A 14,264-nucleotide genomic window follows, 5' to 3' on the forward strand; every position below is an offset into this window, starting at 1 on the left:
GTTATAGGGCGCGTAGATGAGCCCGCACCGGGGCAGTCTCTCGGCCGTGAGTGTCCTCGTCGTGGGGTTCGCGGGATGCTTGAAGTTTCTCGGCGAAGGCGACTGTGGCTTCCACGGTGCTTAGGAAGCTGCGGTACTGCTCATCAGTCAGCTCGACGGCCAGCTGGTCGGGGTCGTAGTGGGTCCACCAGTTGGCCAGTTCGCCCCAGGTCGCCCAGAACGCCCGGGTCGGATACCGCCGCGGCACCTCATCTGCTATTGGCTCTGTTGCCTGGGTTCCAGTAGGGGTGGTGCGTTTCTTGGTGGTGGCTTTCACCTTGGCCACTGCCTCATCGGCGAGACGGTGCAGCTCATCCACGCGCTCTCGTTGAGCGGCCTCGGCAGCTCCGCGCAGCTGCCGGTAGGCCGGGTCCACCGGCGCACCAGCGTCAATCCGAGCCAGCTCACCCTCAGCGTCCTGCCGTAGTTCCTCGGGCACAGTCGGATCGGTGGCGAGGTGTTGGAGGTAGCTGATCTTCTCGAGGGTCTTATAGGAGGCGCTGCCGGGGGTCATCGCCGCAGCCTGCTCCCGGGTCTTGCCGTTGCTGCCTGTTGGTGGTGGAAAGTTTCCACCACCATGCTCCCCGGGCTGGTGCCCGTCGTGGAACTGGGTGGAGGCCTTCCTGCGCTCGGCATCCTCAGCCAGGAGCTGCTTCAGCTCCCGGTAGAGAGCGGCGGCTTCCTGCTGGGTCAGGGGCTTGTGGAGGGTGTTCTCGTCCTGCTCGGCGAGCAGGTGGCCCAGCTTGTCGGAGATACCTGAGCGGACCCACACGTTGGTCTTGCGCCATCCGAGCTGCTTGATCGCGGCCAACCGGCGGGCACCGCAGACCAGCAGACCTTCGGGAGTAATCGTGATGGGCTGCAACAGGCCTTCGCGGGCGATGGAGGCTGCGAGTTCTTCGATGTCCCCGAAGTCAGCGCGGTGCCGCGGACCGACCGTGATGGCCTCCACCGCGCGGTCGAGCTCGATGAAGCCGGTCTGCTCACTCATCACCGGCCCCCACCAGAACGAGCATGGCCGGGGGCGGTAAAGGCGATCAGCATCACCAGGTCCTCATCGCGCAGCAGCATCGGCAGACTCTCACCGATTAGCAGCCTCAGCAGCACACCGCGGCCGGCGTTAGTGGCCGCATAGGCGGCATCGGGGTGGCCCAGCAGGGCTTTGAGCATCGCCGTCCAGGACTCACTGGGGATGTCCAGCACGGCGCGGGCATGCTTATCCCGCCGCAAAGCCTCATACGCCGCCTGCCGGCTGGAGGTCCGTGTCAACGCGGAGCAGATGTGTTCGATCCCAGCGCGAGCCGTCCTGGGGTGCCAATCCAACAAGGTAAACAGCTCGATCGCATCCTCCACCGCAGTACGTGCCGCAGTCACCACCGACCCATCAGCCGTATCCTCCGCGTCCTCTGGCTCGTGGTCGGTGGTGTGGAAGGCAGGGTGATAGTCGGTCAGGGGTGTTTCGCGGTCGCTGAAGCGCACGGGGTCATGGAAGGCGGAGATGTGTGGGCGGCGGGCCTGGTGGACCGAGCAGAGCAGCCCTTGGGCGCGTTCCTCGGCGATGCAGGTGATCCGTACCGCGTGGGTGACCACCGCCCACGGGTCGGCTGCTTCCCGGGTGGAGCGGCTGCGCATCACATCGAACGCCGCTGAGGCTGCCTCCCAGGGGTCGAGTCCGTGTTTGCGGGCCAGGGCGGCGTACTTCTCAGCGGTGAAGGCCATCAGCTGCGCGGCCTCGGCATCGTTTTCCCACGCCCCGGGACCGGTATGGTGCAGACGCCTGAGTAGGGCTCGTAGTCCTGCGCTGGACTGGAACGTTCGCCCGCTCCGCCCGTTGCCGGTATTGCCGTTGGGTTGTGGGTTGGGGTTGGTGGTGGTTTGCATTGGTGTACCTCCTGACCACCAGGTGCACACCCCACCCCCAAGGTCTTTCCGGTCCGGCTTCTGGCCGGTCCGGTTGGGGAGTGTCGTTGTTGCGGTGGTCATGACCCATCACCACCAACGCAGCACAGCAGACCCCCTGGGGTCAGCTGCGTCCCACCGCATCCCGAGCGACCTGATGAGGCCGATGACCGCGGCCGAACGCTGAGACCGGCGGCAACTGGGCTACCCGGCTCCCAACCCGCCGCACCGGGGCGACTAGTGGGGCGCGGACCCTGCGGGCCAGGGCTGCCTCGAAGTCGATACCGCGGCCAGCGACCACCGCAGTGTGCCGGGCCATCAGATCAGTCGGCCTCACCCACTCAACCCCACGAGCACCCCGGGCATACTCCGCCCTGGGCTGGCGGCGGCGGATGTGGTCAGCCTCGACCGCATTCGGCACACCCTGGCCTCCAGGGCTGTCGGGGCCAGAGACCTCCGGTGTCCTCTCGACGGCAGGCACTTCCGGTCCAAGAGGTGTTGGCCCCGTGTCTCGAATGTGTTGCGGCTGCCCAGGGGTATCGCCGGGGTCGGGGTGGTGAGTGTGGGGGTTGATGGTGTTCACGAGGTTCCTCCCTGTTCGTTCTTCCCACCAACAGAAGCTCCGGCGCTGCTGTGGATGGATGGTTCATCTGTGAGATGCTCGGCTGCCGCCCAACGGCCCACCGTCGAAGGGTGAACCCCCAGCTGCTCGGCAATCCGCTTGTTCGACCACCCCTGATCCCGCAGCAGCCGCGCACGGACACGCCGATCCACCGACACGTCGTCTGTGGCAGGAGCACCCGTGGTCTCGGAGGCCGGTTCCGGGGTGGGGTCGGTGTCCTCGACCGTGTGGCCGGATACGGAAGTCTGAGATTGGGGCGGGTGGGATCGGACAGTGGCGAGTTGGGCGGTCGGTCGAGAAGCGCGGGTCAGGATGACAGTGAGGTGGGTGATCGCCAGCAGCACCACCGGCGGGACTGCCGCTACCGAGGCGGCCAGCACACCAGGAACATCAGCATCGGCAGCGACCACCGCATGCAGACTGTTCGCCGTGACTGAGACCAGTGCGCCGCCGGCCAGCAGAGCCCACGGATACAAAGCCGCCCGCTGACCCGCTAACGCGACCGCGGAGACGGTGGCGACCACGATGATCCCGTCCACGATCAGTGGCCACACCCATGCCTGACCGGGTTCGATGCCGGAGCGGGCTGCCAAGTCGGCCAGGGCGTTGAAGCTGAGCCAAAACGCACCCGCAGCGATGAACACGGTGCCAGCGACCGCGGTGCGCAGCGCCCATCGGTGCCCCACACCAGAAACCTGACCTTCGGTGCTCATCCCAGGCCCCTCACCTGTGACGCTGCCTCAGCAGAGGGCTGGCGGCGGCGGGCAAACACTCCCGGCGCGAGTGACTGCTGTCCATGCGGCTCACGGGCAGTGCCAATGTGGGTGGTGCGGTAGGCCGACCGTATCGTCGCGGAAATCTCCCGCTGCCCCAACCCAGCTTGGGACGCCGCAGCAGAAAGCACCTCCACTGCATCCCCGGCTGGAATGTTGTTCTCTGCCAGGCGGCAGGCCGCCCAGAACAACCCCCGGTTGCGCTCACCCTCCCCACGAGCCGCCACCCACGAAGCCAACCGAGACACATCAGCCTCACGCCGAGGTCCAGGTGCGGTTCGCCGGAAGGCTGGTGCTGACCGTGGGTCCAGGAACTCCCGCAACCCGGAAGCATCCACAGGCTGGGGCGGAGCCCCAGCGATCCGCGCCATCCGGTAGCACGTGGCAGAACCCTTATTCTGGACTACCGAAGGCGGGACGATGATGTAGCCGCCATCGCCACGGAAATCCACACCAGCTGCGGCTGCCTGCCACGACCGCTGCTGCACACCCGGAGCCACCGGGTAGTAGGCATGCATCCCACCCGAGGGAGTCGAGACCAGCACACCCCACCCCTCCGTCAGTCCGGCACGATGGGATCGGGCAAACGCGGCGTATCCGTCGGTCTCGGGGTGGACATCGACATCGACCACCACCAGGTTCGAGGCCTGCCCGGTGGGCACACCGATATTCGCCTCCGGGTACCTGCCCCACCACTGTTCGACCTGGCCCGGGTCGGTGGTGGCGTCATAGAACCCATGCTCAGTCAGCGGACGCTTAGCCCCCGGCGCACAGGGGAATACCGGCACTCCGGCGGCAGCCAGCTGGGAAGCCACCACCGGCAGGCCAGCGCCGCGGGTCTGGCGGAGGACCTGTGTGAAGGAGGCCAGCCCGGTCATCACAGCCCCGACCTCTCGACACTAGAGACCACCGGTTCACGGTGCGGCGCAGCAGCCTCCGGCCCTAACCTCTGCACGTCTTTCGGTTCCGCGCTCTGCCGGGCAACACCGTTCCGCCCGGGCTGGCCGCGTTCCAGACCGGGCGGTGTGCCATCAGTCACCTGCGGGGTATCCATCCCATCGAGCACTGAGAGGGCGGTCTTACGAACTCGTTCACCGGTGGCCTTGACCACCTCAACCGGTCCCTGGTCCTTCACCTGCATCGCCCACGTGGACACATACGGGATCGTGTATTCACTGGTGTCCAACCCGTGGGCGGCACCGATCATCAGCGCCACCGACTCCGCCTCGACCTCCACCACCCCGCGGTGGCCACGGGCCTCCTGCTGGTTCGGGCCATGCATCATCACATGGCCGAGCTCATGAGCCAGGGTCTTTACCTGCGCAGCAGGGTCCATATCCGAACGCACAGCCACCTGCTTGGCCGTGTAATCGGTGATCCCATTGGCCCGACCAAGCTCGGCGGCACTGCCGGCCCCGACAACGGTGAATCCCTGTGCTCGGATTAGCCGGGACAGCTCCGTGTGCAACCCAGCAGGGGCCTTGCCCTTCAACAATTGCGGTGACGAGGGCTCGGGAATCGGCTCCCCGGCGGTCTGGGCGGCGTCCCACACATAAGCAGGCTTCGCGCCCACCATGCGGGAGCGCACCACCTCACCTGCCCGGGGCTTCTCACCGCGATCCAGCCGCCGGCATGAACCCGGATCGGAAGGGTCACTAGTGGCGAACCAGGCGGTGACCGGGGCATAGATCATGTAACCCGGTTGGCCCTTCTGCACCTGCCGGCCCAACTGCTGCCACTGCCTGTACCCCGCCACATACGACGGAGACGGCACACCCACCAGCCCCTTCTGATAGGCCTCCTGATGCTGGGCAAAAATCAGCAGAGTGTTGTTGAACGACCGCGACCGGAACCTAGCCGCAAACGCCATCGCCTGCTGCCAATCCTCACCTGAGACCAGCTGCTCGACCGCAGCGGTCAGCCGCTCGTGCAGCTCACCGAGCTTGGCTTCACGGTTGCTGCGTGAGGGTGTTGATTGCTCCGACATGGCATCTGGCCTTCCTCGTGACCCGGCGGACCAACCGAGCTACAGGAAGCAGCTCGGTCAACCATCAGGTGCGCCGGGAAGACCAGCGAGGCGATGACGGACATCGGAGACAACGTGTACGGCGGTGACCATCAGGGACCGAGGAGGTGAACCCGACAAGTCCTCCCCGGTCTATCAACCCGAGCATCACGGGCGCAGTCCATGGGTCAGCAGCGTGATAGGAAGTGACGCACAAATGAGAAGAAGTGCATCATCAGCCCCCGGAATCACCTCAGCCGGGTCAGCTCCCGGTACTTAGCCGGAGTCACCCCGAGGTACTGGCGGAAGAACCGGGCTGCATGGCCTCGGGTGTTCCACCCCACTTTCCGCATCGCTACCTCTATGGGGAGGTCAGTCTCTCGCAGCAGTCGGGCCAGTCCCTCGGCCCGCAGCATCGTCAGGTAGGTCTGCGGTGTCTTGCCAAAGGCATCCATGAAGACCCGATGGAACTGCGGCACAGATAAGCACACTGTCTCGGCTAGCTTCGCCGACCCCCATCGGCGAGCGAGGTCTGAGCGCATCATCTCCGCCGCTGTGCGGGCTTCCGGGCGTAGAGGCCGTAGAGCACGACGGCGCGGCGGGCTGGGCTTGGTCGTATGGCGCTGAGTTGCACTGCGACGGACGGCCGAGACTTCGATGTAAGGCAGGACCACCTGGAGCACAGACAGCAGCAGCCGCTCAGTCTGAAAGAACACCAAATGCGTATACTCGCAGCCGTTCAGCTGGGTGAGTTCATCTAGACATGGCTGAACTCTGCTGAGGTCATCATCGCTGAGACGAAGCAGCTGAGCCGGCTCCACGTAGGGTTCCTCTAGCAGTTCACAGGCTTCCATCCGATCTGCCAGCGCAGCCGAGTGTTGCCAGAAAACCTTGTCAACCAGATAATCAAAGTCCAGAAAGACCGTCGTCGTCGTTACAGGTTCTTCCGGGCGGCACCCTGAGAGCACGTTCGCCCCTAACAATAGCCCATCACCGGGGCGTACCGGCTGTTCACCGAATTCACTGCAGACAATGGCTGTGCCAGACCGAAGGAAGACCAGCCGTACCCAGTCGTAAGCCACCGGAAGTATCGGGCGCTTATGCGTCGAGGTCTCCGCGACTATCGGACGGAACGGAACTGGATACGCTCTCAGCATGTCTGGTTCGTCTTGTACCAGATAGTGCTGAGACTGAAAGCAGGGAGTCTCATGCGCTGGGGTCCGCGAGTGCGAGAACGAGTCCCAGGACGATAAGAACTAAACCGGCCACGACGTTCAGAACACGTTGTGCGCGGCTTGCGCCTAAGAATCGTCGAACGAGTCCGATGGCGTAGATATAGATCAACCACCAGAGGATGCCCAGCGCAATGTCGAGGGCACCGAGAATTGCTATCTGCGTCAGTAGTGCCGACGACGGGTCGATGAAGTGCGGAAGGACAGCTACGAAGAAGATCGCAGCTTGGGGATTAAGGACGTTGGCGAGCAACGACTTCCAGAAGATGCCAGGTGCGCCGTGCTCAGGCGCCACGTCACTCTCCTCATCACGCTTCCTAACTCGGCGGGCCTTGACCAAGCTCTGCACGCCGAGCAACACTAGGTAGCCTGCACCGGCGAACTTGAGAATCGCGAAGGCGGTATCGCCGGCAAGAATCACGGCCGTCACGCCCAGTGCGGCCGCAATGATGTGGGCAGCTAATCCAGTCTGCACGCCCAGCGCGGAGATAAAACCAGACCGGCGACTGAGTGCGGTGTAGCGCATGATCACGAACCAGTCTGGGCCGGGGGTGACGTAAGCCAACAGGCACACTCCCAGGAAGACGATGACCAGCTCTACAGTCATGGAGCAGTCCTCGTCCGAGCTGGCCCGGACCGTTGAGGCGTGCGGCCGAACGCAACGACTCCGGCGCTTGCTGCCCCAACCAGTACCAACGCGAGCCACTGCAAGGGCGCTAAGTATTGAGCGAGAAGCAGAGTGCCTGCCAACCCGGCTGCTGCCGGTTCAAGACTCTGCATGACTCCGACTGTCCGTGGCGGTAAACGACGGAGAGCGATGAACTCGAACGAATACGGCAGCACTGAAGCAAGCACCGCCACCGTGAACCCGATAAGCAGGATACGTAGATCGATGAGACCGGACCCATTCTCGATGATTCCAAGCGGTGCCACCAACAGCGCAGCCCATAACAGCGCCCATGCCAGAGGACCTAGCGTTACTGCGGATGCACCGGCACGTTTGCTCAACAACAGATAGCCGGCCATGGCCGCCCCCGATGCCAGCGCGAGCGACACTCCCACTACGGAGTAGTCGTCCCCTCCGCGGCCGTAGAAGAGCCAGACTCCTGCACCGGCCAGAACAGCGAAGCCGGCGTGCAGTAGACGTTTCGACAGCACGAGGGCCAGGGTGATCGGTCCCAATAACTGCAAAGAAGTCGCCAGCCCCAATGGCAAAAAGAGCAGGGAAGGGTAGACAAGATTCATGCCAGCAATAGCGGTGCCGAAGCCCAGGATTACCAGTCGCTCAGACCACGCAGCCGGCAAGGACGGGCGTGCGATCACCAGGAGCACCAATGCAGCGAAGCCCAGCCGCAAAGTGACCACCCCTGCTGGGCCGATGTCTGAGAACAGGGTCGCCCCCACGGCCTGGCCGAACTGTACGCAGACGACGCTGCCCAGGACCAGCAGGGAGGCAGGAGCACGAGTCACCCCACCAGCATTGCGTCTTTGACCGTTCACGTCTATGAAGCGTTTGAGACGCAAACCTTGTAATCTGTCTACATGATCGAGCATCGAGGGCTCCGTGCCCTGGAGGCAGTAGCGGAGCATGAGACGGTGACCGCAGCAGCAGCTGTCCTGCGCTTCACCCCGTCCGCGGTATCTCAGCAGATCGCTCATCTGGCTGATGAAGTCGGAGCCCCACTCCTTGAACGTCAAGGCCGCAACGTGCATCTGACCCCTGCTGCGCGGCTGCTACTTCAACGAACGCAGCACCTCAATGCCGCATGGGAAGCCACCAAAGCTGAGGTCAGCAGTTCATCAACCAAACCCACGGGGCATATTCGCTTCTGCGGTGTTTCCTCTGCAATCGCAGCCCTGATCGCGCCTGTGATTTCCCGACTAAAACTCACCCAATCTCAAATTCGAGCATCGGTGATCGAGGAAGAAACATCCGACTGCTACAAACTGCTGACGCTTGGTGAAGCCGATATTGCCGTGGTTCTACCCACCCAGGACTCGCCAGCCCACAGCGACCCCCGATTCGAACAACACACCCTAGTCGTGGACGAACAAGATGTCCTGGTGCCCAAGGGCCATGCTCTGGCATCACGAGAAAGCATCGACCTCACAGAACTGGCCTCAGAAAGCTGGATTGCCAAGCGCCGCGACAACGACACTTATTCCCTGCTGAGTGCCGCATGCGCGGCAGCCGGGTTCACTCCTCAGGTCGTTCATGAAGCCAAGGAGTGGTATGCAATATCGGCGCTTGTTTCGGCAGGACTCGGGCTCTGCCTACTACCGCGCCTGGTTCCCATTCCAGCAGAACATCACGTCGTCCGCGTACCCCTGCGTGGCGCTATAAGACCCACAAGACGCTTTCTAACAAGTACGCGACGAGGCAGGTGCCACCATCCCCTTATCAAGCTTGGTCTAGAAGCGCTCGCGGAACTGGCCGAAACAGGACCACTGACGCCTCAACCGCACGGCAGGTCCTCTGTGTCCTCGGGGTGACAGTGGTGATCACCGCGCTACAAGCATGTTGGCTGACCTCGACGCAACTATAGGGCACGGCACGTTAGCGGTGACGGCCTATGCGGCCTGTTTCGGTGGGCTGTTGATGCTCGCCTCTAGGGTCGGTGCCCGGTAGGGCACTGACCCTGGTGCTGCTCGCGATGATGGTCTTCGCCGCGGCGTCCGTGCTCGGTGCACTGACCCCCTCGGTGTGGGTACTGGCGATGGCCCGCGCCCTACAGGGTCTAGCTGCCGCAGTCTCAGTACATTCGGCATTGCGGCTGTTGCCCACACTGGTACCCGAGGTCGTCGCCCGCCGTCGTGCCGCGGCCGGGCGGAGTGCTGCAGGAGCGGAGCCGGAGCATCAGGTTTCGTCATCGTCGGAGGACTCAGTGAGTTGGCTTCCTGGAGGGCAGTGTTCTGGATGAATATCATTATTGCCGCTGTCCTGATACCTCTCATCCTCAGGACAATCCCCGCTGATCCCCGGGCCAATCAAGCTGTCACCATCCCGTGGCTCACGGCAGGGCTTCTCACCATCGCAGCGATGAGACTTGTCGGCGGTCCGTCCGCCTTCGCAGAAGGCGGACTAGCCCCGTGGGTTTCCTCATGGTTGGCGTAGGTGTGGCCACCTGTATCGGCTTGTGGGTCATCGACCACAGAGCGCACACGCCATTGATACCGAAGACGGCGCGGGGTTCGACGCCCCTGAGGTGGGGAGTGTTCGGGTCATTCACGAACACGGCAACCACCACCTCGACCATCAGGGTGGCAATCCTCTATCTTCAACAACAACGGGAGTTCTCGCCCATGGAAGCGGCCGGAACCTTAGTGAGTTTCAGTCTGCTCGTGGTCGCTGGCTCCACCACAGCCTCATGGCTCATTGGTGCCATTGGCTGGCGACGCAGCCTGGGTCTGGGTCTGACCGTGGTCGCCTCCGGCAACGCGATGATGGCGACCTGGCCCAGCGTGGCTGGTATCGCGACAGCTGCTGGACTGTGCGGGCTAGGGATCGGTATCGGCTCAGTAGCAGCCACCGACATGGGCACGCACCTTATGGAGTCGTTCAAGGCCACTGCTGCCGGGCTCATCAATTCCGCCGCACAACTCGGCACCGCCATCGGTACCGCGAGCATCCTGCTCGTTTCGACTATAAGCAGTCCTCGGCACGCCTGGATTACCGCAGCCGTCTGTGCCACGCTCGTCGCCGTAACAACCTCCCTGCGTCACCCTGAACGACGACCGGTCCGGTGAGGCTCGATCACATATATCGTGATAGCGGTATTCCGAGAAAAGATCTGGCGCCGATGACATGATGGTCAAATCGATCCGAGCGCGATCACTGTTACGGAGATGCTTGAAACTTACAGCCGATCCGCATAGAACCCCGGCAGCCCCTAGCACCCTAGCTGGAATGCGATGCCACGAAGCCTGTGCATCGCAACTCACCAGCAAGCTCGCTGTCTACGCCGCCGATGCCCCATCTGATCCCTCGCATCGCCGCCTTCGAGGGATCACGCCTCTTGCAGATCGAGGGCGACGCTGGGCCGCCCGGGTGATTCGATGCCTACCCGACCATCGAGAGGCGGTACCCCAGCATGGCTTCACCTCGTCAGGATTTCGCTACGTTCGTCTGCAAGTGGGTATCGATTTGTTCGAGCGATGAGAACTCAGCTTGGATTCCCTTCCACCACCGGCTCTCGGTTGCTGTGTATGGCCCGTAGGGCCCGTCTGCCATTGCTGTTCTCGTTACGATCAAGCCATGTCGTGCTCTGGAGAGCATTACCAAGAGCACCCGCTGTTCCTCGGAAAGGGGTTTACCGTGGTTGTTTCGCGTGAGCGGCAGATGTCCTTCTTCCAGGCCGATGGCGAATACCCAGTCGAACTGCTGGCCTTTACCCGTATGAGCATTCAGTAGGTGGACGCCCGGACCGATCGTCTGCTTGGGGTCTGAAACTCGAATGGACCGCACCGCGGCCCGTGCAGTTGCGGCATCGCTCTCCTCTAGTGTGTCGAAGGCGCTGTCGAGGAGTTCCCGGGCGTCGACATCAGCCGGGTCGACGGCGTTGAGTACCGCGAGTCTGGCATCGGCGATTGTTGCAGCGCGTGGGAGTGTGGCAACCGTTGACTGTATGAGAGCAACGATCCAGGGATCGTCGATCGCAAGGTCCCAACGACGCACGGGGAACGCTTTCTCGCCCGCGAGAACAGAGTCAATATCGGATCTACGCCAAAATACACGGGTGATGATGCCTACGGAGGCACTGGGATTATGCCGCATGATAGCGCCTACAAGGCGCTTCAGCTGTTCCGCTTCCGAAGCGCGGTCCGGAAATACCAGCGCTGCAGAGCAGCCTCCGCCAGGCCATTGCTCCGGCTGTGCGGAGACCAGGCTGGAGCCCGGATCGACCTCTTCGCTTACTGAGTTCACGGCTGCTAGAACTTTGGGTGAAGAGCGATAAGACTCGTGCAACCGGATCGGCGTACCGCAGGTCTTACGCACTTCTGCCTCTACCTCAGTGGGCGCGGCTCCCGCCCATGAGTAGATCCCCTGGAGCGGGTCGCCGGCGAACGTTCGCCTTGAAGTGCAACTCAACATGGCGAGGTCGAGCTGTTGCATGGAGAGATCCTGGAACTCGTCTACCAGCACTGCCCCGAAGTGTGCCTGGTAAAGCCGCGCAACCGCGGGGAGCCGGAGAAGGCATTGCGCGTGCCGGAGAAGATCGTCGTAGTGGAGCTGATTGGCGTCTTGGCGCGAACGCTCTACTTCCTCTGCAAGCGTGCCTATCGGCCCATCAGTACGCTGCCGGATGGCTGTCCGAACTTCGGAGTCGGAGAGTGGGTGTCGCTTGATATCGCTCAATAGGCGTTCGGCGTCGTATATATGGGTGCCGCCGCCAGCAGCCTCCATGGCCTTCCGCATGGTGCTACTCTTCGGTATTTTGAGGCTCTCCATGTTTAGTCCAATAGTCCTGCCATGGGCGAGAACAATCTCGGTTGCAAAACCGTGGAGGTTACGGACGAGGATCTGGCGTCGAGCTCGCGCGTGACCCACTACGGAACGCAACCGTTCTTCAAGGTTCGAGCGGGCGCGCTTCGTGAAGGTGAGGGCGAGCACGCGCTGGTTCGGCTCTAGAGAGTTGATCTGATGAGCCGCTCGGTGTGCCAATAGCTCAGTCTTGCCGCAACCTGGAGGGGCAATGATCAGCAAGTTGTCCTCATCCGAGGTTGCAGCTTCAAGCTGCTCCTTACTCAGAGAAAACTCACTCACTGCCGGCTCAATTCATCCACGGCGCGCACCAGGCGGGTCACGCTGCCGATCCTGCCGGCCGTTTCCGGTGTGAGCACCTCGGCGATGCACGACGCCGCGTCGACCTTACCTTTGTCGCGACAGAACTTCGCAACAGCCTCAGGCGTGATTTCCTCGATCGCGGCGACGCCCGTGGCCTGGAGTATGCCCTGCTCTCGGCAGAATCCACCGTCGATAAGCGCCTTCGCCGCTGCAGAACCACCAAGAGCGCGCGTGTATTCGTCTTCGAGGTCGGCGTCGGATATGAACACCTTCTTATCGACAATGGTGTCGCGCTTGCCTTTGAACGCATTCACCCAGGATCCGCTCTCGCTCATGTCGACCAAGCCGAGGAGTGTAGGCCCAAAGCCGTCTGGGCCTAAGAGCGGGAAGACGTTCCTGAACTTGTCGGCGCCGTCCAGCTCGACGACCACCGCGCCGAGGCGGTCGAGATCGATTCCAAGATTCTCAGCCACGGCCGCCACGATAACCCGGTCTGCATCGCCTTCGACTAGGATGACGAACCGCGCAGTTAGGGCCTCCAGCAGTCGGGGAGACCACCAGTGGGCTCGTACTTTTTCCACCTTCGACAGCTTCGCTTCGCCGATCTGATGGCATTCCCCGTGGCGGTCCACCGCGATCACCTCAGAGGGTTCGAAGCGGTGAAGGATGTACGGCGAATGGGTGACGATAATTTTCTGGTTTCCGTCCCCGCTCAACAAATCCGCTGCTGTTCGTTGGCTTGTCGGATGCAGGTGGATCTCCGGTTCGTCAATGGCGAGCACGTTTGCAGTGCCTTCGGCCAGGTCGAAAAGTGTCATGGACATAAGCTGGCGAACACCATCCGACTGCTCTGTCAACAAGACCTGCTCGTCGCCACGGTTGAGGAAAATCGTTACGTCCTGGAGGACGTCACTGGAAGGATCCGTCACGCTCCTGACCGAGAAATCATTGTGGGATACCCTCCGCGGCATTGAGCGACTGAGATGGTCGGCGACCTGACCAAGCAGATCGCCAACTGACTCGTTGCCGGCAAGTTCATCGTTGAACTGGTCAAGCAGCTTCTTCAGCCCGTCCTCGTTTGAGCCGAGGTCTGCGGCCGCCAGGAGGCTACGTACTGGACTATGCGCGCCTTCCATCATGGCCGTGCCACGCGTCGCCCGCAGGTAGCGCCAACCAAACTCCTCGAGTTGCTCACGGTTGGGCGCTCGTTCGTGCCCGCTCTCGGGGAACCAACGGCGGATGGTAACGGTCTCCTCGTCTTCGGGATCTGCTTCCACGACCATTTGGACCCAAAGATACTCCGTCACCTCGTCCTCAGCGATGCTGATCTCTGAGGGGAAGGGGCGACGGTTTGTCTCTGTGAAATCGGACCACCATGCGTTAACTACGAGGGGCTGCTCGCGGTCACGCAGGTCGCTGGGCTTGAGAGCCTGGTAGAGCCCAGCGGTGCTCGTTCCTAAAAGCAGATTCAGCAGGCGCAGGATCGATGACTTGCCGACGTCGTTCGCGCCGACGACGACGGCATGCCGACGTAGTGCAAGGTTCAGATCCTGGATCCGACTGTGATTGCTGATCTCTACTTTGGACAATCGCATATCCTCGCCCCTCATGTGTGGGAGCTGCGGCCCAGCTCTCCCAGTTCCATTCTGTTCTGGCAATCGTACTGAACGAACGACGGCACCTGACCCACAATGTCTCTAGTTGATACCGTTGCCTTTCGTCCGGTGCGGTCCTGTTTTGATCTGGGTGCGAATCCCGTGCCAAGGTTCCCTACCTCGGGCTGATCGCTGATTCATCCCATAGGTCGCGCGCGGTCTCCGCTAGGAGCGTCTTCGCACTCGTGAGGGGACTGGGACGACCATCTGCTGCGGGTAGGCATCAGGCTGGGCACGCTGTGATTCGATGCAGA

General features: G+C 62.5%; 13 protein-coding genes. 2 read left to right on the plus strand and 11 right to left on the minus strand.

The annotated features are described in order from the left end of the window. Window position 1: 1 nt before the first annotated feature. The 9 genes from FWJ47_RS07965 to FWJ47_RS08005 all read right to left on the minus strand — a co-directional run bounded on the left by FWJ47_RS07965 (window position 2) and on the right by FWJ47_RS08005 (window position 8,124). Complete coding sequence (locus tag FWJ47_RS07965) at window positions 2–1,030, minus strand: ParB N-terminal domain-containing protein (protein ID WP_147106557.1); 1,029 nt, start codon at window positions 1,028–1,030, stop codon at window positions 2–4. Beyond that, complete coding sequence (locus tag FWJ47_RS07970) at window positions 1,030–1,920, minus strand: hypothetical protein (RefSeq protein WP_147106559.1); 891 nt, start codon at window positions 1,918–1,920, stop codon at window positions 1,030–1,032. The genes FWJ47_RS07965 and FWJ47_RS07970 overlap by 1 nt, the downstream gene beginning before the upstream one ends. A gap of 142 nt (window positions 1,921–2,062) precedes the next feature. Continuing rightward, entirely contained in the window at window positions 2,063–2,359 is a 297-nt protein-coding gene (locus FWJ47_RS07975) for a hypothetical protein (RefSeq protein WP_211358987.1), read from the minus strand. A 158-nt stretch (window positions 2,360–2,517) separates the two neighbouring features. Continuing rightward, window positions 2,518–3,273 carry a DUF2637 domain-containing protein gene (locus FWJ47_RS07980; RefSeq protein ID WP_211358988.1) on the minus strand — a complete coding sequence of 252 codons (756 nt, stop codon included), beginning with the start codon at window positions 3,271–3,273 and terminating at the stop codon, window positions 2,518–2,520. Continuing rightward, complete coding sequence (locus FWJ47_RS07985; RefSeq protein ID WP_147109180.1) at window positions 3,270–4,211, minus strand: bifunctional DNA primase/polymerase; 942 nt, start codon at window positions 4,209–4,211, stop codon at window positions 3,270–3,272. Before FWJ47_RS07985 ends, FWJ47_RS07980 begins: the two co-directional genes overlap by 4 nt. Continuing rightward, complete coding sequence (locus FWJ47_RS07990; protein ID WP_147106562.1) at window positions 4,211–5,320, minus strand: ArdC-like ssDNA-binding domain-containing protein; 1,110 nt, start codon at window positions 5,318–5,320, stop codon at window positions 4,211–4,213. The genes FWJ47_RS07985 and FWJ47_RS07990 overlap by 1 nt, the downstream gene beginning before the upstream one ends. A gap of 266 nt (window positions 5,321–5,586) precedes the next feature. Then, window positions 5,587–6,495: a helix-turn-helix transcriptional regulator gene (locus tag FWJ47_RS07995; RefSeq protein ID WP_147106565.1), complete on the minus strand. Its 909-nt coding sequence runs from the start codon at window positions 6,493–6,495 to the stop codon at window positions 5,587–5,589. A 49-nt stretch (window positions 6,496–6,544) separates the two neighbouring features. Beyond that, window positions 6,545–7,177 carry a LysE family translocator gene (locus FWJ47_RS08000; protein ID WP_147106568.1) on the minus strand — a complete coding sequence of 211 codons (633 nt, stop codon included), beginning with the start codon at window positions 7,175–7,177 and terminating at the stop codon, window positions 6,545–6,547. After that, a complete protein-coding gene (locus FWJ47_RS08005; RefSeq protein ID WP_147106571.1) occupies window positions 7,174–8,124 on the minus strand; it encodes an EamA family transporter in 951 nt (316 codons plus the stop codon). The genes FWJ47_RS08000 and FWJ47_RS08005 overlap by 4 nt, the downstream gene beginning before the upstream one ends. On the opposite strand from FWJ47_RS08005, the gene FWJ47_RS08010 reads away from it, so the two are divergent. Both FWJ47_RS08010 and FWJ47_RS08015 read left to right on the plus strand, forming a co-directional pair. Continuing rightward, window positions 8,113–9,063, plus strand: a complete 951-nt coding sequence (locus tag FWJ47_RS08010; protein ID WP_147106575.1) for a LysR family transcriptional regulator — start codon at window positions 8,113–8,115, stop codon at window positions 9,061–9,063. The two genes, FWJ47_RS08005 and FWJ47_RS08010, sit on opposite strands and share 12 nt — an antisense overlap. Window positions 9,064–9,783: 720 nt before the next feature. Further along, complete coding sequence (locus FWJ47_RS08015) at window positions 9,784–10,317, plus strand: MFS transporter (RefSeq protein WP_147106578.1); 534 nt, start codon at window positions 9,784–9,786, stop codon at window positions 10,315–10,317. A gap of 358 nt (window positions 10,318–10,675) precedes the next feature. On the opposite strand, the gene FWJ47_RS08020 is transcribed toward FWJ47_RS08015, so the two are convergent. Then, complete coding sequence (locus tag FWJ47_RS08020) at window positions 10,676–12,334, minus strand: UvrD-helicase domain-containing protein (protein ID WP_147106580.1); 1,659 nt, start codon at window positions 12,332–12,334, stop codon at window positions 10,676–10,678. Beyond that, complete coding sequence (locus FWJ47_RS08025) at window positions 12,331–13,944, minus strand: ATP-dependent nuclease (RefSeq protein WP_211358989.1); 1,614 nt, start codon at window positions 13,942–13,944, stop codon at window positions 12,331–12,333. The genes FWJ47_RS08020 and FWJ47_RS08025 overlap by 4 nt, the downstream gene beginning before the upstream one ends. Between the last annotated feature and the right edge of the window lie 320 nt (window positions 13,945–14,264).

The sequence above is a fragment of the Nesterenkonia populi genome (assembly GCF_007994735.1).
GTDB classification, from domain to species: Bacteria; Actinomycetota; Actinomycetes; order Actinomycetales; family Micrococcaceae; genus Nesterenkonia; species Nesterenkonia populi.